The organism is Paenibacillus sp. J22R3, from assembly GCF_056269305.1.
In genome coordinates this window covers 53,357-76,155 of record NZ_JBWDNS010000006.1, presented here as the reverse complement: position 1 = coordinate 76,155, position 22,799 = coordinate 53,357, and the positions used below count along the sequence as shown (strand labels likewise).

The window sequence follows — 22,799 nt, the reverse complement described above, 5'->3', positions numbered from 1 at the left end:
AAATATAGTACATGTGTCTTAATTAGGGAGTGGGTAATAGTGGTCCGAAATCGCAGATGGATTTCAATCTTCACAGTATTGATGGTGGTGCAATTCTTCATCATCGGCGGATTTGCAAGTAAACCCGCGCACGTATCGGCCGCCGCCAGCGGTCCGGTTATTTCCAGCTTCTCTCCATCGGTCCAAAGCGCAAATGTACCGGTGAATACCAATTTGATATTAGCATTCGACGAAAACGTGAAGAAAGGAACCGGCTCCGCGACGATTCAAATTCGCAGGCAGCTTGATAATCAGTTGTTCGAGTCCTATACGGTTGCGTCCGACAGCAAGGTTTCTATCGGCAGCGGAACGAGCCGGAACATCGTTACGATATCGCCAAGCACGAATTTCGCGCTTAATACGAGCTACTACGTCACGATAGATGCAGGGGCTTTCGCGAACGATGCGAATACGAACTTCGCAGGACTAACCAGCGCAGTAGGCTGGGTCTTCACAACGGTATCGGCAATCGACACAACAGCGCCGACCCTGTCGACAACTCCTAGTCCACTGACACCGGCGAATGGGACAACGGCTGGGGTAGGAACCTCCTTGACGATGGTATTTAGTGAGCCAGTGTATGCAGCCAGCGGCAATATTACAGTTACCAATGTTAATCAGCCTGCTGATACGCAATCCATTAGCGTCAATTCGATCAATGTAACAGGGAGCGGCAGTGCAGGCAAATCTATTGTCGTAAGTTTGCCGAACAGCTTGCAGGGGAATAGCACCTATGAGGTCATTGTACCGAGTGGGGCTTTTCAAGATGCTGCAGGAAACAACTTCAGCGGAATAACCGCTTCGAGCTGGAGATTTACGACCAATGCCCCACCGATCGGGACTGCGGTTCTATCGCCGGCAGATAATGCTTTTGCCGTAAGCGTAGCTTCGAATTTTACGCTTTCCTTCCCAGGCCCGGTTAGGGTGAATACCGGCACGATCAGTATCAACAAAATTTCAGATAACAGCACGGTACAACAACCGATTAGTGTTACTTCTTCAGCGGTATCGGTCGTTGCCAGCGGAGCCGGGTCAACTGTCATCATCAATCCACCTGCTGACCTTGCGGCGAATACAGGGTTCTATATCCTGATTGATGCAGGAGCATTTGTGGATGCTTCAGATTCATCTAAGCAATATCAAGGGATGCAGGATGCGACTTCATGGAATTTCTACACGGATCCGGGCAACGATACAACGCCACCTGCCTTGCTTGCAGAACGGAAACCTCTTAACGCACAATCATCAACATCAATCAATCTGGAGATGAACTTCAGTGAGCCGGTCTATCCGGGCACAGGAAACATCACCGTGCGCACCTATCCTTCCGGTGCCGTGTTCGCATCGATACCGGTTACTTCGTCCAAGGTTAGCGGCGGAGGTTCTACTAAGATCATCGTGACGGATACGAGTAAAACCTACGTGAACAATCAAAGCTACTATGTTGAAATTGGCGGACAAGCGTTCTCAGATGCGAAAGGGAACTATTATTCAGGCTTATCAGGCTCAAGTGCTTGGCGCTTCACGGTTACCCAAGATAGCGTGGCGCCTACAATCGTGACGCAAACGCCTGCTAATACGGCCATTGATGTTCCGGTGCTTGGCATGAAGCTGGAAGCCTTGTTCAGCGAACCGATTCTACTTGGTGCCGATTCACCTGCAATCGTAATCAGACCTATTACTGCCGGCTCAGGCAGTTCTGCGATCGCAACAACGTATGCGATTGATCCGAATAACAATCGGAATCTATTCATTACGCTTAGCGGCGCGATGAACCCTAATACAGACTATTATGTCGAGATGGCAGCAGGCGTCGTAACCGATTTGGCCGGTAATCCATTCGACGGGATTCTCAATCAATATCAGTGGACGTTCAAAACCTCTTCAGGAGCGGCAGGCGCTCCATCTGTGACTAGGGCTGATCTGGTAGGAAGCACTAAGATTGCGATCACCTACAACGAGAATTTAAGTACCGCCACAGATTCGATACCGGTTCCCGCTAATTTCTATGTGACCGTGAATGGTGCGGGACGGGCGGTTGCGGCTGTACAAGTAAGCGGGCAAGTCGTGACGCTCACGCTGCAGAGTGCTGCTTCTTATGGCCAAGTGATAAGAGTATCTTACTCAGCCGGTTCCAAGCCGATTAAAGATTTAACGGGAACGGCAGCAGCCAATTTCTCGAATTTGGCGGTTTCGAATGTGCCGGACTCCGTAGCACCTCGCCAAGTCAGTGGGACAATTGCAGGCAACTTGATCATATTGACCATGAGTGAAGAATTGGCAGCCTTAAATCAGAATGCGTATTCGCAATTTACGGTTCTGATTGATGGTGCATACCGCACGGTGACGCAAATCAGCGGCAGCGGAAATACGGTCTTCCTGAATTTCAGTGGGAATTCCGCTTCTATAGGACAGTCGGTCACCTTGTCTTATTCCGCAGGATCCTATCCGCTTCGCGACTTATCGAACAATGCGCTTGCGTCGTTCAGCAGCTTCTATATTCAGAACGGACAGGATGCGAAAGCACCGTTGTTGCAATCCATAACTTCATCAGGCTATACCATCACGTTAAACTATGACGAAGGACTTAACGGTGCGCTGATTCCTTACACCTCATCTTTCTATGTGACGGTGAACGGAACGGTAAGAGCAGTCTCCTATGTGACCGTGAATGGGACACAAGTCATCCTGAGTCTACCCATCTCCACGATTACCAGTGATGTCATATTGATCACTTACTTAGGCGGGACACCGGCGATTACGGACCTTGGAGGAATTCCGGCACAGGCGTTCAGCGGGATGCAGGCGAATGCTGGCGGAACGACAACGCTTGGTCTCAATGGGATCGTGGCCAAAGGCAGCGAAGTAACCATTACCTTCTCCAATGCCTTGAATACATCCTACCTGCCTTCAACGTCGCAATTCAGCATAAAGGTGAATAATGTGTCTCGTCCGGTTTCTTCAGCAGCCATTAAAGGTTCGGCTGTTGTACTCTCCTTGTACACGCCGATAAGTGTCGGAGATGTGGTCAAGGCGAGCTACAGCAGTGCCGGTACTTCTATTCGATCCACAACCGGTGCGATAGCTGCATCGTTCACGGATTCGAATGTGGCGAATCAGACAACATGGGATGATTCGACGAGCGGCGACTTCAAGTCTGCGGTAGGCGGAGGCTTGGAGATCAAAGTGGCCAGCGCGACGACGGCTTCAGCCGTTTCTCCGGCAGGCAATGCAGTGAACAAGTTTATCCTATCTTCCGAGAAGGTGGCACAAGCGTACAACGCGGTTCGGAAAGCCGGGGGCACGCTGCCACGTGTGGTCTTCACGGTGCCGGACTCTGAGAAAGCGGCAATAGTCGCGCTTCCGCTTGGAACATTGGAAGATACGAAGAAAGCGACATCCAATGCAACCTTCGCGATTGTGTATAAGAATGTGACTTATGAATTCCCGCTCAGCGCGTTCAATTACGCACAGCTTGGCCAAATGATGAATGCGGCAAGCGCAGTCGGGCAGTTGAATGTGTCGATCGACACAAATGCCGGAACGCTGGGATCGACGCTTACCTCTCAGTTGAACGGATCTAATGCGCAAATCCTCATCAATCCCATCAGCTTCGAAATGTCGGTTTCCAGCAACGGCATGACGAAGAACGTGGAATCGTTGAATAACTATGTGACAAGGTCTATTACTAGCAACGCCGTATTAGATGGCAAAGCCGTATCGGTTGCATGGCTGGATCCGCAAACAAACAAGCTTTCCTATGTACCGACTCGAGTGACTCACGCGAATGGGCAGTCTGTCATTTCGTTCAAACGGAAAGGGAACAGTGTGTATGCGGTCGTGCAAGGTGCTGCTGGGTATACCGATTTGACTAATCACTGGGCACGTGCGGACATTCTACTGCTGGCGAAGAAATATATTGTCGAGGGCAATACGCTTACGACCTTCGCTCCGAAGAAGGCCATCACGCGCGGAGAATTTGCTATGTTCATAGCCAAAGGGCTCGGCCTAGCCGGTGACCGTACAGCTGCCGGCAAATTCAAAGACGTGAATACTTCTACGGCGCTTGCTGCCTACATTGGGGCGGCGAGTGCGGCCGGAATCGTGAAAGGGATGGCAGATGGCTCATTCAAGCCTAACAATCCGATTACGCGCGAAGAGATGGCATCCATGATGGTGCGTGCAGCAAGCGCTGCAGGCATCTCCATCGTACCGAAGCAAACGACGACGAACCTGCTTAAGAAGTACACCGACCGCGGCAAAATCGGGACATGGGCGCAAACCGACGTAGCTAAAGCTGTCGACTCTAACATCATTAGCGGATTGACGACCAGTACCTTTGGTGCCAAAAATAAAGCGACAAGAGCAGAGGCTGCAGTCATGCTGAAACGGCTTCTAAGCTACTTGGAATTTATCGATATTTAAGAGAAATAGGGCTATCCTGTCGAATCGACACGGATAGCTTTTTTTTGTCGGTCGAATGATGTTGATAGGAGTCTTCTATCACTCGTAACTTTTCTACTAGTTTTATAGTCTAACCATCATAGGACATTTATGTGATGGGAGAGTTGCAAGAGTAATGCGCAGACTAGAAGAGACGAAGAAGACCTCGCAGGCCGGTAAACAACTGATCACACTGACGCTGGGAGCAGCGCTGCTCGTTCAGCCGATTTCCACAATAGCATGGCCATCAACGGCCGCAGCAGCAAGCGAGACAGAGGCCGTACCACAAACCACTACCACACAAGTAACGCAGCAGCAACAGCAACAGTTGGTTCGTATGTCAGAAGAAATGATTACTTCCGGCGCCAAGCGCGTCGACTATACATGGACAAGCAAGCCAGGGGAAGGTGCAGTACTGTCCCGCGTTCATGTCATTGAAATCGATTTGACCAATCCCTACGTGAAACTAGATGTCATGAACGGCAAACCGGGCTCGGTATCCAGCGTGAGCTCCGTCGGCAGTATGGTGAATAAGACCGGAGCGGTTGCCGGCATTAACGGCGATTATTTCAACACGGCTAATGGCAAAGGGAACCCAATCGGCGCGCAAGTGAACGGAGGATTACTGACTGTCAGTCCGTCGAAGCTGACTGGCATGTATGCTTTTGCCGTGACCGCAGATCGGAAAGCTATCATTGATTCCTATGGATTCGAAGGAAGCGTAACCGCAGGCGATGGTTCGACTTTCTCGTTATCCGGCATTAATAAGGCGGCCTACCGCACGGAGCCGGACAATGCATTCAGTCATGCCAATGCGATGTACATCTATACGAGTGCATGGACGCAGTCACGCCCGGATGTGACGGACAGCTCAACAACACCGACAGAGGTGCTTGTTCAGAATGGGATCGTCACGCAATTCGTCGATAATGGCATGATTCCGGGAAACACAATTCCTGCAGACGGCTATATTCTTCGGACACATGGCAAAGCAGCTCAGTATGCGCGAGAGCATCTTCAAGTCGGACAACCGGTAAACGCGTCCTATAATCTGATTGCCCAGTCTACGGGACAGAAGATTGACCCGAACTCCTTGCAAATGCTCATTGGCGGTCACACCATTCTGGTCGATAATGGCGCAGCGGCTACCTATACAAGAAATCCAAGCAGTATCAGTCCAAACACGGACCGTGCGCGCACGGCCGTCGGTTATTCCAAAGACGGCACGAAGGTCATGCTCATTACGGTCGAAGACAGCGGCAGCAGTCAAGGCGTGACATTGCCTGAGCTGCAGCAGCTGATGGTGCAGCTATCGGTATGGCGCGGTGTTAACCTCGACGGCGGCGGTTCCACCACAATGATCGCGCGTCCGCTCGGCGATACAAGCACGCAGCTGGCATTCCCGACGGAGTATGGCGATACGCAGCGTCAGGTGGCTAATGGCCTTGGCGTATTCTCACTGGCTCCGACAGGTCAGTTGAAAGGGATTAAAGCGAGCGGCAGCAGCGTACTGTTCCTCGGGCAGCAAGCGTCCTACTCCATGAAAGCCTATGACAACTACTACAATCCGGTAGAACCAGGCTCACTGACTCCGGTATGGAAGACCAGCGATGCACTGGGAACCTTCAATGGCAGCACGTTTACAGCGACTAAAGTAGGCAAGACGTCCATTAGCGTCAAATCCGGCGAGATTAGCGATAAGCTGGACCTTGAAGTCGTCGGCGGCGAATCGATCGCGTCCATGACTGTAGATGCAAGCTCACTCGTACTTGAGAGTGGTAAATCGCTGACTGTTCCGGTACATGTAACCTTGAACGATGGTCGTCAGCTAACGGTCCCGGCATCCTCGCTGAAGTGGGAGCTGCGCGGCTTTACCGGCGCATGGAGCGGGAATACGTTAACCATCGGAACGGTAAACCCTTCCGCATCGGTAGGCTATTTGATCGCCCGTTATGACGGTTTCTCCGCGATGACGGCGCTTGTTGCAGGAACCGACAAAAAATTCGATGATTTTGAAGGGAAGACCTACCCAATTTCGTTCCAAGGTACGAATGGTGTAGTGGGGACCTCTATGGTGGTCTCGGGACTTACCGGTGAGAATGCAACGAATGTCCTGCAATTGCAGTATGATTTTACCGGGGGCACCGGAACTAAGGCGGCCTATGCCGTGCTTAATGGCACCGGACGCAAAGTAGAAGGCAATCCTTCGGCGATGACGGTAGATGTCATGGGCGATGGAAGCTTGAACTGGGTGCGAGCTGAATTTGTGGATAGCAAAGGCGCAGCCCACTTGGTGACGCTTGCCAAGCAGGTAGACTGGATCGGCTGGAAGCAGATTAAAGTGAATTTGCCTGCTGACCAAATGGCGTATCCGATCACGCTCAAACGTCTCTACGTAGCTTCCCTTGAGGATGGTCAGGATGAGCGTGCGCTCACAGGTGCACTGGCCTGGGATAACATGGCGTTCCAATATCCGGCGGTGATTCCGGAACCCAAACATGTGAAGATCGAGTTAAAGGTTGGTTCTAAATCAGCTAAGATCGACAGTCAGCCTTATAAGATGGACGTAGCACCTCTTCTGCTAGACGGTACGACGTATTTGCCGCTTCGCTTCGTAACTGAGGCGATGGGCGCACAAATCGGTTGGGAAGCTGCGCTTAAACGTGTTTCCGTACTTCGCGGCGATAAGCTGCTTGAAATGTGGGTAGGAAGAAGTGATTTCCTGCTAACGGGTGTCCGAAAACAGTCTGAAGTGGCTCCGATTACGAGGAGTGGTCGTACCTTAGTCCCGATAAGACTTGTGTCTGAGCAATTGGGCCTACACGTAAATTGGGACGGTAAATTGGGTACGATTACCGTTGAATGAGATGGTCGCCTACTAACGGTTATGTGATATGATAGTTTTAGTATAACATGCAGAAAGTGGGCCGAGACATCTTGGATTATCGCATAAACGACATCGATCGCGTGATCAAGAACGCAGTCACCGTGATGGAGGACAGCAAATATCAGATTTTTGAAATTTGCGAGTCAGCGCGCAAGGAAATGTTCTCGCTCGGTCAGGAACTGAACCAAGTACTTGCTGAAGCTGCGGCTATTATCGATAAGGTAGATAAGCTGGAGCTGGATTACCGCAGAGCGCGTATCCGTTTGACGGAAGTAAGCCGGGACTTTGTCCGCTATAAAGAAGAGGATATCAAGTCGGCCTATGAGAAAGCGACACAGCTGCAGCTAGAGCTCATGGTGTTCCGTGAGAAAGAGACGTATTTGAAAGCCCGCAGGGATGATTTGCAGAAACGAGTGCGCAATGTTGAGAAATCAATTGAGCGTGCAGAGTCGATTGCTTCGCAAATCAATGTCGTACTGGAATATCTCTCGGGGGATTTGAACCAAGTGACTCGCATTCTCGAGTCGGCGAAGAACAGGCAGCAAATCGGCCTGAAGATTATATTGGCCCAAGAAGAAGAGCGTAAACGGATCGCCAGAGAGATTCATGACGGACCGGCTCAATCTTTGGCGAATATAGTGCTTAGGACGGAAATTGCGGAAAGAATGCTTGTGAAGCAGGAATTTCAAATCGTTCAGGAAGAATTAATAGATTTAAAGAGTCAGGTGCGTTCCGGTATCGAGGAAATTCGCAAAATCATTTTCAACCTAAGACCTATGGCCTTGGATGATTTGGGACTTGTACCTACACTGCGTAAATATATTCAGGATTATGAAGAGAAAAGCAAAATTCGGACGATGTTCGAAACGATCGGTAAAGAAATCCGGCTGCCATCCGCGATGGAAGCCGGGATTTACCGGATGGTTCAAGAAGCGTTCAGCAATGCCTTCAAGCATGCCAATCCTACCTTTGTCATCCTAGAGATAACTTACCAAGCTCAAATGGTTAAAATTGTCGTCAAAGATAACGGAGTCGGCTTCCATGTGGATCAAATCGAATCTCGTGCCAAGAACAGCGTCCATTTCGGACTGATCGGGATGCGTGAACGTGTGGAGCTGCTGGACGGAAGGATGGAGATCGAATCCACGATCGACCACGGCACGAAAGTAACTATTCATATCCCTATTAACGGGGAACAGAAGGAAGGAGTAAAATGACGATGGATGCAAGAAATGTAAGCGTTAAACGTAAAATAAAAGTTTTGATCGCTGACGATCATCAGTTATTCCGTGAAGGTCTTAAACGGATTCTCAATATGGAAGATGATTTGGAAGTAATCGGGGAATGCAATGACGGCATTCAAGTGTTGGAATTCTGCAACCAGAATAAACCGGAAGTCGTCCTAATGGATATTAATATGCCGATCGAGAACGGGGTCGTTGCGACAGAGCGTCTGCGCGATATTTTCCCGGAGGTTAAAGTTATTATTCTATCGATTCATGATGATGAAAGCTACGTATTTGAAACACTCCGCAAAGGTGCATGCGGTTATCTGCTGAAGGATATGGAAGCGGAAGCACTTGCGAACGCGATTCGTTCCGTCGTTAACGGATATGCCTACATACATCCGAAGGTAACGGGCAAGCTGATTAACCAGCTTCGCCGCATGACTTACCTCGATGAAATCGGTGCAACTTCCGGTGCGGCTGCAACACATGAAGCCGGCGTGAAGTTCATTCCAAGCGAGAACAACCCGCTGACACGTCGCGAGGCTGAAGTGCTTCGTCTGATGGCGGAAGGCAAGAGCAACAAGATGATTGGCGAGTTCCTGTTTATTAGTGAGAAAACGGTCAAAAACCATGTCAGCAGCATCTTGCAGAAGATGGAAGTGGATGATCGGACCCAGGCAGTTATCAGCGCAATTAAATACGGCTGGGTTACGCTGTAACGCATACATAAGAACGAAGAAGCTTCTGCTCGCTGCAGGAGCTTTTTTTTGTTGAGCAGGTGCAGGGGTAGGCGAGGTTGAAATCGTCTAACTAAGAGAGAGGGGAGGGAGAGAGATTCGAGACGAAGCGTTGATTGTTCAAATTCAAAACGGGGATCGCGAGGCATATGCGGAGCTGGTTGCCAGGTATCGAGATGAACTGTACAGGCTGATCTGGAGCGTAGTGCGTGATCGGCGCGATGCGGAGGATACGCTGCAGGAGACCTTCGTACGGATCTATCTCTCCCTCCCGGATTATCGAGGTGACGGGTTCAAGGCTTGGGCATCACGAACAGCCGTTAATCTCGCGATAGATTGCCGCAGACGCAACACCCGCAAAGAGGCGCTGCTGCAGCGCGCCGGCCAAGAGGCCATATCGCAAGGGGAAGTTGCGGCTGGGAGCAGGTCGATGGGGAATGCTTTACCTGCTCAGCATGGAGCTGGTGTAATGGTGGAGGCTGCGGCGGGGCATGCACCGCCTGCGGAACTTGAAGCATTGAAGCGTGATCGCAGGCGGCGTGTTCGCGCAATGGTAAGCACGCTCCCGGAAGGGTATCGGCGTGTGGTACGATCTTACTTCTTGGAAGACAGACCGTACAAAGAGATCGCCGAGCACGAGCAGCTGCAGGTGAAAAGCGTGGAGTCTAAGCTGTATAGAGCTAGACAATGGATGCGCAAGCATTGGAAGGAGGAGGATTTGGAATGATGCATCAGGATGAGGCTTACTGGCGGAGGTATGCAGAGGATACGCTTAGCGTAGAGGAACGGCTGGAAGCCGAGGAGCATCTGGCGGATTGCAGCAGCTGCCTGGAGTTATATATGGAGCTGCTGAACAGCGTTGATGAGGTCGAGTCGCTGGATAACGAGGCGGCGGAAGCAGTTACGGGGCGCATTATGGCGGCAATTGCCGCGGTGGAGCAAGTCCAAATACCTCCTCCTCCTCCGAAGGTGGACATCGTGCGCCGGAGTCCGGTCAAACGAAGCAGCCGCAAACAAACGATGATTCATTATTTGATCGCGGTATGCGTTATGCTGGTCCTCATGTCTACAGGTGTGTTTCAGCGCATAGCGGAGCAGCCGCAGCAGTGGGAAGAGCATCAAATCAGCAAGAAGGAATCGGTATCTGTCTCTATCATGGAGCGGACCGCGGCGGTTATCGAGGCAATGGTCGAGAAGCCGAATAAATAATATTTAGCAGAAGGCGAGATGATGGTATGGTTAAAAGTCCAGTGGCGACGCTGTTTTTGGGCTTTCTGCCGGGAATAGGGCATATGAAGGTGGGACGTTTCGGGCGCGGACTCATCTATTTGTTGGGGGTCATTTTCTGTTTCCTGTTCGCGTCCATCGCGGGGTCAAGCGTCAATGAGGAAGGCTTTATGGTTCTGTTTTTGTTTCTGGCATTCTTGATCTGGGCGATCAGCATACTGGATCTGATTATTTATTTGATTCGGCACAGCGGAGCAAGGGAGATTCATCTTCCGGCGCCGGTACCGGGACACTTGGCGTATGGTCCGCAGCCGATGCCGATGGAGACGATGACAAGCGGAATGACATATACCTCGTCGGGTGGAGGGCCATACACGGCGTCAGGCGCTTCGCACCAAGAGTCGAACGGTCCGTCGAGCGAGCGGTTTCAAACGATTCTGTTGTCGTTTATTCCGGGGCTGGGGCATCTACAGCTGGGGTTGATGCAGCGGGGATTGAATCTAATGATTGGTTTCTTCGGATTGCTGGCGATGATTATCTTCGTGGCGGTGCTTGCGGATCAACCGGGGTTCTTAACCTTCCTGTTGGTGCTTCCGATTATTTGGCTGTTCGGCATGTTTGATGCCATTCGTCATGTAGGCTTGAAGCAAGCCGGCGAGACGCTGCAGGATCGTTCCATTCTGGATGATTGGGAGGATCACCGTCAAGGCGGCAAGCGCAGCCGGTGGTTGTCGACGGTATTGTCGATTTTGCCGGGGGCAGGGCATATGTATCTCGGTTTGCAGAAGCGTGGGCTGCAGCTTATGGCCGGGTTCCTGCTCTCCATCTATCTGCTTGATGTGCTTCAGCTGTCGTTATTCCTCTTCATGGTGCCGTTATTGTGGTGTTTCTCTTTCTTCGATGCGCTGCAGCAGCAGTCACGCCTAAATAATGGAGACGGACAGCTGGAGGATGTACCGATTGTGGATTGGCTTATTCACAGGCAGAAATGGCTCGGAATCGCTTTAGTTGCACTCGGTCTATACTATTCGGCCGATCGACTGCTGCTTGAATATGTACAGCGCGTATGGGGAGACTGGCAGCTAACGTCGAACATTCGTTACTATTTCAAAACCGGATTGACGGCACTGCTGCTTATTGGAGCCGGCGTTAAGCTGCTATCGGGCAGCAAACAGAAGGCGGTGAAACCGGAATGAGGCAATGGCGAGTCGGTACGTGGTCGATGGGGACAGCGCTCATCGCGATGGGTGTGCTGCTGGTTGCTGTTCAATTCGGTGGGATGAGCTGGCTGGATCAGGGGATGATTTGGTGGCCGTTGCTTCTGGTGCTGATAGGTCTGGAAATTATCATATACTTATGGCGCAGCAAGACTGAACAGCCTGTGCTTCGTTATGATTTGTTCAGCATCATTGTGGTTGCCGTTCTCGGCGCCAGCTGTCTGCTGTTCACGACGGTAAATGCTACAGGCTTAATGGATGAGATTCGCGGCTCGATCGTCGCTAAAGAAGTTCGTGTGCAAGCGGAGCAGGTATCGGAGAAGATCGGGCCTGCCGTGAAGAGGATCGTCGTGCAGGATGAGCACTATTGGAACGGCTCGCTCATGATTGACGCCGATACTAGCAGATCTAATCAGGTGCAAGCTTTTGGCGCCTGCCGGTATGAAGTGGGAAGCGGGGACAAGGCTCCTGCCTCCGTTGAGTTGCTGGAGACTCACTCGGTTGGTGAAACATTGTACGTCACGCTTAAGCAACCGGAAGCGCGGAGGTCCTTGATGGCTTCGACGCCGTCATGCCAATTGACGGTGGTGCTTCCGAGCGATAAGACAGTCCGGATTGAGCATGGACTGCAGCGGTTTATGGGCGGGGATCGGAAGCTGCCGGTGGGCTGGGGGATGGAGTAGGGGGTAAGAGGGCGGATGGATGGAAGTGTGGAAGGGCGAAGTGCGGAAGAGTGATGGGGCAGGCGCAAGGACGCATGCCACTGAAAGGTCCAACTGATGAATGGCACAGACCAGAGCCAGAGGTTTATGGGCGTACTCTTTGAGTTGTATAAACTACACGAAAAACCGGAGCCTTCGGAGAAAATAGGTAGTTAACGTGTATAAAATACATTTGAAATATGGATAACCAGCTATATTCTCTAGAAAGAAACGGATGAGTTGTACTCCGTACACGTCATACGTCATTTGAGACTAGAAAACGGCGAACGTGTTGTACTCCGTACACGTCATCTTCGAACCGCGTAATAGGTGATACCTCGCAGCTTATCGCTTTGGCAACCAGAGAGCAATACTGCAAAAAACGAATCGCTAAGATCGCTAGAAAACCTAAGTTCTTCAGTGACCTTGCAGGGACGCATGCCCCTTTTTTGCGACTTGTCCGTGAATGTCCGTCACCCATGGGCGGTTTACGGCATATGATGTCACAAAAAAGGAGGTGGCTGCCTTGATTCCAGTCTTGCTATGGATCTTCGGTTGTTACGCCTTGGCTGCGGCTGCCGTACATGCCGTATCCGCACTTACCTGGAGACGGGAACGTCATATCAAGCATTACGTACTGATCGCCGGTAATGAACAACTGCAGATGGAATGGTATATGCGCTCGCTTCGGCGTTTTTCTCATTTTACTGGCACAGAAGTGAAAGTGACTGTCGTGGACCGCGGCTCAGAGGATGAAACGATGAGTATTGCTCGGTGTTTTGCCAAGCACGGTATGAATGTCCATTTTCACTCCTCTGCCTCGCCAGATGAGCACGGCCGCTTGCCGGAGACGCTGAGCCGACCCGCATCGGTTAAAGCTTCTGAAGTATCGAGCGTGAAAGATGGGAAACACTCGAGTGCGAAGAGCGAGAAGCAATTGACCGGGCATAGTGATAGACATTCGAGTGCGAAGAACGAGAAAAGTTTGAGTGCCAAGAGCGAGAAGAGTTTGAGTGCGGAGATTGAGAAAAATAGCAGTGCGAAAAATGAAGAGAGTCTTGCGAAATGGCATCGCTTTCGCACGAAGCTGCGGATATCAGGACGTCGGCATACGGATAGCCGGATCAAGAAGCAAAGCAAGCTAGAGCCGACAAACCTGCTCTGGATGCTTCAAGCAGAAGGCGTTGTCTCCGTGAAGGACCATGCGGTGCTGATTGACTTAAGAGATCCCGCGGATCTGTCGAAGCTCCCGTTCTAAGTGTACGAGTGAATGATACGGGGCGGATGATTACCCAAATCTGCTGTGCCGGAAAAAGTGAATTGCGATGATAGCGAAGCACAATGTATAATCTATTCAACTGAATATAGACGAGTGAAGCACACCCGTATGATCTGCCTTGAGGCGGATTGGGTGTGCTTTTTTGTTGTGCTGTGGGGCTTGGTAGGTACGGCAAAAAGGATTAATCGAATAAAGGGAGGCTGTCATCATGAAAGTGACGTTGTATGTGGTTGGGGGCGAGAGTAGGACTAGGGCGATGTGGTCGATAGCGCCTGAGGTGGATATGGCTTATTGGCTTGTGGCTGGGTATCGGGAGGAGGCGGAGCGGGTGTTGGGTGGTGGGGATGGGGATGCGAATGCGAATGCTAGTGTGAGTGCTAGTGCTGAAGATAAAGCGAATGGAAATGCGGATGCAAATGCGAGTGCTAGTGCGATTGTAAATGCAACTGCGAGTGCTAAAGCTAAAGATAAAGCTAAAGATAAAGCTAAAGATAAAGCTAAAGCTAAAGCTAAAGCGAATGCGAATGCTAAAGCGAATGCTAAAGCGAATACTAGTACGAATGCGAGAGCTAAAGCGAATGGAAAAGACAAGAACGAGAGCTGGTATACAGTTGTTGTTTGGTCTGAAGAATTGCCGCTTGGTTTGGCGGCAAGGGTAGTGGAACGTTGGCCTGGCGGAGCTGGACAGAAGGTGATGCGCGAGGTGCTAACGCGCCTTGTTCATGAGGCATGGGCTTATGATGCTCGGATGGGCCTGACGGCCAGAGGGAGCGTGGATGCCCATGCTGCGGTTCGCGCCTCCGAGCTGTGCGGGGAAGCGGATCAGGGGCTGGCGGCGCGGGCTGGTCGCGCCGCTGCGCTCTTGCAGGGACGAGCGCTGCTCAGCAGCGAAGCGCTCGCCCTGCTTGGGGCCGCGGGCGCGGCCGGGCCGGCCGGCGCAGCGGCGGTGCCTTGGAGCGCGGCAGCTCCCGCGCTCCAGTTGGCCGCGCTGCTCGGCCTGCTGCGCCTAGGCGGCGCAGTCGCCCCGCAGCCGCAGCCACGGCTGCTGCGGTGGCGGGAGGCGCTCGGCGCCAGGCCGCGCCCGCGGCTTCGCTGCCAGCGGTGCGGCAGCGGCACGGCGCGCATGCGCCGAACCGCATGCGCCGCGTGCGGCCGCGCATGCGCGTACTGCGAGGCATGCCTCACGATGGGCCGCAGCCGCGAATGCGGCCTGCTCATCCACGGCATACCGAGCAGCACGGCAGCGAGCATGCTCACGACTGGGGCCTCACCCGCGCCAAGCGCAAACGCGGCATCCATCGCGTCCAACGCCTCACCCGCGCCAAGCGCCACCATCGTTGCCTCATCCGCGCCAAGCGCTGTCGCGTTCACTGCCCTATCAGCGCCAAGCACCATCATAGCTGCTTCATCCGCGCCAAGCGCTGTCGCGTCCACTTCCCTATCAGCGCCAAGCACCATCATAGCTGCTTCATCCGCGCCAAGCGCTCCCGCCTCCAACGCCCCACCCGCGCCAAGCGCCTACGCGGCACCCATCGCGTCCAACGCCCCACCCGCGCCAAGCGCCTACGCGGCACCCATCGCGTCCAACGCCTCACCCGCGCCTAGCGCCCCCGCCCCAACCTGGGGCCTCAGCCCCGCACAAACGGCGGCTGCCGAGGCTGCCCTCAGCTTCATGGCGGCTAGCCCATCCCGCCCATCCCACCAAACTTCCCCGCGCAGATTCCTGCTGTGGGCAGTCACCGGAGCGGGTAAAACGGAGATGATCTTTCCGCTCATCGAGGCTTGTCTGCAGCGCAGCGGTCGTGCACTCATAGCGACACCGCGAAGAGACGTCGTGCTGGAGCTGGACCCGCGTATCCGCAAAGCATTTCCGGAGGCAACGGTAGTGACGCTATACGGAGGCAGTGAGCAGCGGTGGGAGCAAGGTGAGATCACACTGGCTACAACGCATCAATTGTTCCGTTTCCGCCAAGGGTTTGATCTTGTTGTCATTGATGAGATCGATGCTTTTCCTTATCACAATGACGCTATGCTGCACTACGCTGCGGATAATGTATGTAAGCCTGATGGCGTAAATATCCTTCTATCCGCTACGCCTCCGGCAGAGCTCAGAAGGGCAGCGAAGCTTGGCCGACTTGAGCATGTGCGCGTACCGGTTCGCTTCCACCGTCATCCGCTTCCGGTGCCGATTCAATGTCAAATCCCAACCGTGCGCAAAATCCTAGACAAGCGCCACCTGCCACGCCATCTCCTTAAGACGCTCGGGCAGTCCATCAACCGAGGTGCGCAGCTCTTCGTATTTGCCCAGCAAATTCGGGATGTAGAACCTCTGGTTGAGCGGCTCCGGCTCGCTTTTCCCGCAATTGTCGTGGAGGGTACTTCCTCCAAGGATCCGCATCGTGCGGACAAAGTAACCCGATTCCGGAATCGAAGCATCCGTCTGCTCGTCACAACGACGATTCTCGAGAGGGGAGTTACCGTTCCCAAGAGCGATGTGTTTATCCTCGATGCGGACGGGAAGCTCTTCGATGATGCGTCTCTCATTCAGATGGCGGGCAGAGCCGGCCGATCCAAGGATGATCCTGCCGGACGGGTGTATTTCTACGGCTCGTCCCGAACGCGCGCACAGCAATCCGCCATTCGACAGATCAAGGGCATGAATCGAATCGCCCGCCGAAGCGGTTATCTTTTATAACCAGCCAGCTGCCCTACGCAGTCCATCCCGGAAAGGCGTGACAACTCATACTCCCAACTCTTCTTTCATCCGTCTGGCGTAAGCTTCAACAGCTTGTCAGCCATACATCCCAAACAACCACAACCATGCTCTTGCCTAAATCCCCGGCTTGCGTCATTTGCGGGAAGCTAGACGGTCGGTCGCCGAGACATGCCGAATTCCCAGAGCTGTGCCGGCATTGTTTTGGACAAATTCCTTGGATTAAGCGACTTTACTGTGCCGTTTGCGGCAGGCCGGAACGATGTCCGGATTGCAGCCGTCGTCAAGAAACAGCTTTCGTTTGCAATCGCTCAGCGGTCCATTACGATTCTGTCATTCGGCAATGGCTGGCCCTCTACAAGTATCGCGGTCATGAAGGGCTGGCCCCCCTTTTGGGAAAAATGTTACTCCCCGCATATCACGGCATGCTAACGCATCAGTCCAGCGGCAACGCAATACCATTCCGGTTCGATGCCATGATCCCGGTCCCGGTAAGCAGCGAACGGCTGCAGGAGCGGGGCTTTAATCAAGCTGAACGTCTTGCCTCGTACCTTGCAGAACATGAGCAGCTAACGGTATGTGATATCTTGCGGCGCACCAGGCACAGTGACAAGCAAAGCTTCAAAACAAGAAATGCAAGACTGCGAGATACCAAACAGCTTTTTGCCGCCGACCTAGATGCCACTTCTAAGATGCTTGCGACACTAAGTCTAAACTCTACCGACCAGCCTAGAATTAATCTGCTGTTAGTAGATGATATCTACACCACCGGAAGTACGGCGAACTCCTGCGCACAGGCGCTAACGAAGGGAATAGAGCAGCTCGCACCTCATTTGAATACTCAAATATTTATTCTCACACTTGCTCGTTCCTAGCTGATTCATCTATATGTTGATCTACCAAATAATTGATGAATTTTGTCTGTTTTTGAGTTAATATGAAGTCACAAGTGGCTAGACTTGAAGGGAGCAGTGAAAGATGGATCTTGGGAATTGTCCTCGCTGCGGGAAACTGTATGCTAAGAACTTCCGCGATGTGTGTCCAAATTGCATCAAACAGATTGATAACGAATATTCGGTTTGCTCAGATTATCTGCGCAAGAATAAGGGCACGAACATCAACGAACTTTCAGACGCGACGAATGTATCTATAAAACAAATCACGAAATTTATTCGAGAGGGTAGAATTTCGCTGGTAGGTGCTCCGAATTTGATGTATCCGTGTGAAATGTGCGGCGTACTCATCCGAGATAATAACAAATGTGACAGCTGTAGGGCGAAGCTGCTGAAAGAAGTCAGCAAAGCCAAACAAGAAATTGCCAGCCGATCCGAAGAAGAGCCCACGAAGGCGCCAACCTCAGCAGCCTCAGCCTATCGCAACTTAGAGCGTGGCGGAGACTGATAATTTTACCTAGTTTTAAAATCTCTAAATATTTACACCCATTTGCCGATAATACTCTTATACAGAGTTATCGGCTTTTTTAATTGTTGGAGGGATTATGATGAAGATAAATCAATCGCACCGGATCAATGCAGTAAATCCGTACCAGAAGCAGAACGATCAGCAGGCAAATGCGCTCGATCGCAAACGGAAAACGGATAAAGTGCAAATATCTGCCGAAGCACAGGAGATGCTCTCTTCCAGTCGTGTCAATGACGCTGACCGCGCTAAGTTGATTGATGATCTTAAACAATCCGTAAGCACCGGAAGCTATCATGTGGAATCGGGCAAGATCGCAGAGAAGCTGCTTCCATTTCTTAAAAACTAACAACAAGACAGGTGAATCCTTGTGATTGTGGAAACAATTATCGCAACGCTTGAGCAGCAGGCTAGCGTATACCGAGAACTGCTGGCATTGGCCAATGAGAAGACGCCTTATCTTGTCCACAATCAAGTGGAGAAGCTAAACGCCATTCTTCAGAAAGAACGGAAGCTGCTGAAGACGGCTGAAGAGTTGGAGCAGCAGCGGATGAGGCTATCCGGACAATACTTCTCGGGTATTGGGATGCTTCGTTACAAAGGCGGCAAAATCAGCGAGATGATACGGACGGTCACAGCATCTCAAGATAAGAAGAAACTAACCGAACTTCATGAGGAACTTACCGAGCTGCTTGATGAGCTGCAGAAGGTCAGTCAGCTGAACCAGCAGCTAATCGAGCAGTCGCTTAAGTTCATTGATTATTCTATAGATTTGTTGGTCGAGGATCCGCATGGTGATGTTACGTACCAGCATCCACTTAGTCCCGGATACGGAAATGCGCGCAACGGCTTATTTGATACAAGAGGATAGGGAGGCAACCCTGTAATGAGTTCTACATTCCACGGCATTGAAACAGCCAAGCGGAGTTTGTTCACGCAGACGGCTGCATTGAATACAACCGGTCACAATATCTCGAATGCTAATACGGCAGGGTACTCCAGACAAGTCGTCAATATGCAAGCCTCCAGACCCATGGAATATCCGGGCATAAGCAGATCCAACGTACCCGGACAGTTGGGAACAGGCGTAGAGTTCTCATCCATTACTCGCGTTCGTCAATCCTTCCTGGATGATCAATTTCGGAATGAGAATAAGTCTCTAGGCAATTGGCAGATCCAAGCGGACACGCTCAATAAGCTGGAGAGTATTGTGAACGAACCATCGGATTCAGGTATTCGTACCGTACTCGACAACTTCTGGAAGTCGTGGTCCGATCTAAGCAAAGATCCGGAGAATGTAACGGGTCGGAAGATCGTGCGCGAGAGTGCGATCGCATTAACAGATGCCTTCAATCAAACGAGCAAGCAGCTGCGAGATCTAAGTACGGATTTATCCAATAACATTGGAGTTAAAGTCAATGAAATCAACTCTATCATTACAACGATTTCGAATTTGAATACAGAGATTTCACGGGTTGAAGGATTAGGCAACGATGCTAATGATCTGAGAGATCAACGGGATCTACTAACCGACAACTTGTCCAAAATCGTAAATATTAACGTGGTGAATACAGGCGCGGGCTACGATATCTCAATCGGCGGCATGAACCTGACAACGGGCGGAACCGCTACACCAACTTCTGTGGATGCACTCACGGCTGCTTTTGGCACGGGAGATGGATCCGGAGACTTGAATAGCGGCGAAGTATTCGGAATGTTCGTTGCGAAGGAGAAGTACGTGGCGGATTATCAGAATCAGCTGAACGTACTGGCGAACAGTATTGCTAACGGAGAGATTACCATCACGATTCCTGCGGGATCGATGCTTCCTGACGGAACAACATTGAAAACGCCGGATGGCGGCAGTTTGACGTTCGCGGGTTCGAATCGATTGCTGGCACAGGATACGACGGTCATCGTTAATGGACTTAACGGTCTTCATAAATTAGGATATACCTTTGACACCCCTGCTAAGACAGGCGATGATTTCTTCACATCTGCTTCAGGCGATATTACGGCTGACAGTATTCGCTTGAATCCTACGATTGCTGCTGATGCCAGCTTAATCGCAACATCGCTGCGGACAACCGGAACGGGATCCAGTGAAATAGCGGTCAAAGGTAACAATACCCTTGCTGTATTGCTAGCGAATATCAAAGATTCTAAGTTCTCATTTACTACAACGGACGGCGGAGTAACAACCGGAAGCATCGATGATTATTTCAGAGCGATTGTTGGTCAGTTAGGGGTACAAGGGCAAGAAGCGCAGCGCCAGCTTAACAATCAACAGGTACTTGCTGAGCAAGTAGACTCCAGTCGTCAAGCGGTCAGCGGCGTTTCGATCGATGAAGAAATGTCTAATATGATTAAGTTTCAGCATGCATATGGAGCGGCAGCTCGGTTTATGACGGCTTACGATGAGATTTTAGAGAAACTCATTAACGGTACGGGTACGGTAGGACGGTAATAGCTAAGAGAGGTGGGGATGAAGTTGTCATTAAGAATTACGCAAAGCATGATGCACTCACAGCTGCTTAGAAATGTGAATAATAACTTAAACCGGATGGACAAGCATCAGAATATGCTTTCAACAGGTCGTAAGATAAATGCACCTTCCGATGATCCGGTCGGTATTACCTATGCTCTGCGGTATCGCAGTGAGCTGTCTGCCAATGAGCAGTACCAGAAGAATATTGATACGGCTAAGTCATTCGTCGATCATACGGATACGGTTTTGTCTCAGCTGACTGATATTATGCAGCGTGCCAATGAATTGACGGTTCAAGGGGCTAACGGTGCGAACCCCCAATCGGCATTGGATGCGATTGCAGAAGAGATGGGTCAGCTCTACCAACAAGCGGTTTCCCTCGGCAACGATAGACTCAACGGTAAAGCTATTTTTAATGGCCAGTTTACGGACAAAGATCCTTATACAGTGGCTGGAGCACAAACAGAGCAAGCGGATACGCAAGCTATCCTGTATCAATTTGCGGCTGGTGTTACGATCCCGATCAATGTGACGGGCGATGCGGTGTTTGGTGCTGCTAATCCAGCCCCACCAGCTCCTCCTACAACGCCGGACAATCTTTTCACGGTATTAGGCGGGCTCCAAACAGCCTTCTCTACCGGAGATCAGAAGCAAGTGCAGAACTTATTGGGACAACTAGGCAGCCGAATGGACAAAATCCTGAACGTCCGTGCAGAGGTTGGCGCAAGATCGAATCGGATCGATTTGATGGATGCTCGTATTAAGGATCTCGACGTGAACCTGACAGAGCTCGATTCCAAAATCGAAGATGCGGATATGGCCGAAATCATCACGAAGCTGCAGGAAGATCAGAACGTGTATCAAGCGTCCTTGTCCATCGGAGCCAAGATCATCCAGCCTAGCTTGTTGGATTATATAAGATAATCCGTCTGGGGGAATTGTTGTGGAATTTCAATTTCCGCGTTTAAATATTCATCAAACCTATGCTCAGATCGGCATTCAAACGAACAACGCCAGTCTGGACATTCAATCTCCGCCGGGAGATTTGTCTATTCAACAGCCGCAGGCCATAGTAGACATTGAATCACCGCGAGGTGAGCTTGAAGTGGACTCCACTGCAGCCCTCACGGCTTTGGGCGCCGGACCTCATCTGGATTGGATGAATTCAATCTATAGTCAGTATAAGAGCGCTGCGCTTCAAGCCATCGCGAAGATTGTGCAAGAAGGCAATCGGATGGCGCAAATCTCCAACCCGAACAATGCTTTCGCAGAGATCGGACGAGAGGCGCTTCAGCATAAGAATCGCATTATTTATACCGGCGAGGCTTCCATCGATAATGTAAGAGTACGTTACACGGCACACGCGCCAATCATCAACATCGAAGCTCAGAAGCCGATTATTGAGTACACACCGCGTAAACCGGAGACGCAGTACCATCCGGGTTCAGTTGAAGTGTACTTAAGGCAGAGGAACTCGGTTGAATTCAGCGTGGGTGAATACGACAAATACATATGATAAAATGAAATGCTATAGCGCAAGCTATAGCATTATCTGTTAGAGGAGGGTATGTGACATGCTCGATTTCTTACAAGGCAGAACGTTTCAATTAAACGGAAGTATTCTCGGCTTCGAAGAATGTAACGAGTTCTCGGTTAAGGTAGTGGAAGAGAATCCGCATTTTGCCTATTTGCAAAGCCTGGAGCATGATTATATTTCTTTCTTAGTGATATCGCCATTCACTGCCGATCAGGATTACACGTTCGAGATCGAGGAGAAGGACAAGAGGTCGCTTGAAATCGAAGCTCCTGAGGATGTATGTGTCTTGAGCATTGTGACAACTACAGATCCATTCGCAGATTCGACCATTAATTTACTCGCGCCAATTCTATTGAATTTGAAGAACGGATTAGGGAAGCAGAGCGTGCTCCCGCCGTCTAGCAGATACAGCACCAAGGAACCTCTCTTCAAAGTCGTTCAATTGGAAAGCGGTGAACAATCATGCTAATATTGAGCCGGAAAAAAGGTCAATCGATTCTGTTAAACAATGATATTGAGATTGTCATTTCATCGATCGATGGGGATCAGGTTAAAGTAGGCATCAAAGCACCGAGTGATGTGAACATCCTGCGCAAAGAAGTGTATGATGCCGTACAAGAGAGCAATAAACAAGCGCTGCAGAAGCAGCTGAACGTAGCGGATTTGAAGAGTTTTCAACTTCCAAACCATGGTGACAAAAAAACCAATTCCTAGATGGCATTGGTTTTTTTGTTGGAATAACGAGGATCGCCGCATGATTTCCGTAAATTTTTGTCGTTTTTTTCGATTTTGGAGGATTCTGCTATAAAGAATCACAAAGTGACCGTCGATATATTCATTAGTCGCTGTTTCGCAGCATGGCGGCCGACCTGATTGCGGAACA

20 protein-coding genes are annotated in these 22,799 nt (G+C 51.0%); all 20 read left to right on the top strand.

Translation table 11 applies throughout. The features are described from left to right. The first annotated feature begins 39 nt into the window (after positions 1–39). The 20 genes from AC0YN4_RS23945 to csrA all read left to right on the top strand — a co-directional run bounded on the left by AC0YN4_RS23945 (position 40) and on the right by csrA (position 22,630). Positions 40–4,464, top strand: coding sequence for an Ig-like domain-containing protein (locus AC0YN4_RS23945; RefSeq protein WP_475836967.1), 4,425 nt, complete (start codon positions 40–42; stop codon positions 4,462–4,464). A 154-nt stretch (positions 4,465–4,618) separates the two neighbouring features. Then, positions 4,619–7,348 carry a stalk domain-containing protein gene (locus AC0YN4_RS23940; RefSeq protein ID WP_475836966.1) on the top strand — a complete coding sequence of 910 codons (2,730 nt, stop codon included), beginning with the start codon at positions 4,619–4,621 and terminating at the stop codon, positions 7,346–7,348. Between the two features lie 71 nt (positions 7,349–7,419). Beyond that, positions 7,420–8,586: a sensor histidine kinase gene (locus AC0YN4_RS23935; RefSeq protein WP_475782991.1), complete on the top strand. Its 1,167-nt coding sequence runs from the start codon at positions 7,420–7,422 to the stop codon at positions 8,584–8,586. A gap of 2 nt (positions 8,587–8,588) precedes the next feature. Next, positions 8,589–9,317: a response regulator gene (locus tag AC0YN4_RS23930; RefSeq protein WP_090982456.1), complete on the top strand. Its 729-nt coding sequence runs from the start codon at positions 8,589–8,591 to the stop codon at positions 9,315–9,317. A gap of 130 nt (positions 9,318–9,447) precedes the next feature. After that, positions 9,448–10,062 (top strand): RNA polymerase sigma factor, encoded by a 615-nt coding sequence (locus AC0YN4_RS23925; RefSeq protein WP_475836965.1) that lies wholly within the window; start codon positions 9,448–9,450, stop codon positions 10,060–10,062. Then, positions 10,059–10,544: an anti-sigma factor family protein gene (locus AC0YN4_RS23920; protein ID WP_475836964.1), complete on the top strand. Its 486-nt coding sequence runs from the start codon at positions 10,059–10,061 to the stop codon at positions 10,542–10,544. Before AC0YN4_RS23925 ends, AC0YN4_RS23920 begins: the two co-directional genes overlap by 4 nt. Positions 10,545–10,570: 26 nt before the next feature. After that, positions 10,571–11,758, top strand: coding sequence for a hypothetical protein (locus AC0YN4_RS23915; protein ID WP_475836963.1), 1,188 nt, complete (start codon positions 10,571–10,573; stop codon positions 11,756–11,758). After that, a complete protein-coding gene (locus AC0YN4_RS23910) occupies positions 11,755–12,462 on the top strand; it encodes a LiaI-LiaF-like domain-containing protein (protein WP_475836962.1) in 708 nt (235 codons plus the stop codon). The genes AC0YN4_RS23915 and AC0YN4_RS23910 overlap by 4 nt, the downstream gene beginning before the upstream one ends. Positions 12,463–13,006: 544 nt before the next feature. Beyond that, positions 13,007–13,738 (top strand): hypothetical protein, encoded by a 732-nt coding sequence (locus AC0YN4_RS23905; protein WP_475836961.1) that lies wholly within the window; start codon positions 13,007–13,009, stop codon positions 13,736–13,738. Positions 13,739–13,967: 229 nt separating this feature from the next. Further along, positions 13,968–16,454, top strand: a complete 2,487-nt coding sequence (locus tag AC0YN4_RS23900) for a helicase-related protein (RefSeq protein ID WP_475836960.1) — start codon at positions 13,968–13,970, stop codon at positions 16,452–16,454. Positions 16,455–16,643: 189 nt separating this feature from the next. Next, on the top strand, positions 16,644–16,904 hold the full coding sequence (locus AC0YN4_RS23895; RefSeq protein ID WP_475782983.1) for a hypothetical protein: 261 nt from the start codon (positions 16,644–16,646) through the stop codon (positions 16,902–16,904). Next, the gene (locus AC0YN4_RS23890) at positions 16,898–17,347 is read left to right on the top strand and encodes a ComF family protein (protein WP_475836959.1); all 450 of its coding nucleotides are present in this window, start codon (positions 16,898–16,900) and stop codon (positions 17,345–17,347) included. Before AC0YN4_RS23895 ends, AC0YN4_RS23890 begins: the two co-directional genes overlap by 7 nt. A 103-nt stretch (positions 17,348–17,450) precedes the next feature. Beyond that, complete coding sequence (locus AC0YN4_RS23885; RefSeq protein ID WP_475782981.1) at positions 17,451–17,873, top strand: flagellar protein; 423 nt, start codon at positions 17,451–17,453, stop codon at positions 17,871–17,873. Between the two features lie 100 nt (positions 17,874–17,973). Next, entirely contained in the window at positions 17,974–18,240 is a 267-nt protein-coding gene (gene flgM / locus AC0YN4_RS23880; RefSeq protein WP_475783316.1) for a flagellar biosynthesis anti-sigma factor FlgM, read from the top strand. 21 nt (positions 18,241–18,261) lie between these two features. Further along, positions 18,262–18,762: a flagellar protein FlgN gene (locus AC0YN4_RS23875; RefSeq protein ID WP_475782980.1), complete on the top strand. Its 501-nt coding sequence runs from the start codon at positions 18,262–18,264 to the stop codon at positions 18,760–18,762. 15 nt (positions 18,763–18,777) lie between these two features. Next, positions 18,778–20,358, top strand: a complete 1,581-nt coding sequence (flgK, locus tag AC0YN4_RS23870) for a flagellar hook-associated protein FlgK (RefSeq protein WP_475782979.1) — start codon at positions 18,778–18,780, stop codon at positions 20,356–20,358. A gap of 24 nt (positions 20,359–20,382) precedes the next feature. Beyond that, complete coding sequence (gene flgL, locus AC0YN4_RS23865; protein ID WP_475836958.1) at positions 20,383–21,303, top strand: flagellar hook-associated protein FlgL; 921 nt, start codon at positions 20,383–20,385, stop codon at positions 21,301–21,303. Between the two features lie 19 nt (positions 21,304–21,322). Then, on the top strand, positions 21,323–21,895 hold the full coding sequence (locus tag AC0YN4_RS23860) for a DUF6470 family protein (RefSeq protein WP_475782977.1): 573 nt from the start codon (positions 21,323–21,325) through the stop codon (positions 21,893–21,895). A gap of 58 nt (positions 21,896–21,953) precedes the next feature. After that, positions 21,954–22,385 carry a flagellar assembly protein FliW gene (fliW, locus tag AC0YN4_RS23855; protein ID WP_475836957.1) on the top strand — a complete coding sequence of 144 codons (432 nt, stop codon included), beginning with the start codon at positions 21,954–21,956 and terminating at the stop codon, positions 22,383–22,385. Then, complete coding sequence (gene csrA / locus AC0YN4_RS23850; protein WP_475836956.1) at positions 22,379–22,630, top strand: carbon storage regulator CsrA; 252 nt, start codon at positions 22,379–22,381, stop codon at positions 22,628–22,630. The genes fliW and csrA overlap by 7 nt, the downstream gene beginning before the upstream one ends. The last annotated feature ends 169 nt before the right edge of the window (positions 22,631–22,799 follow it).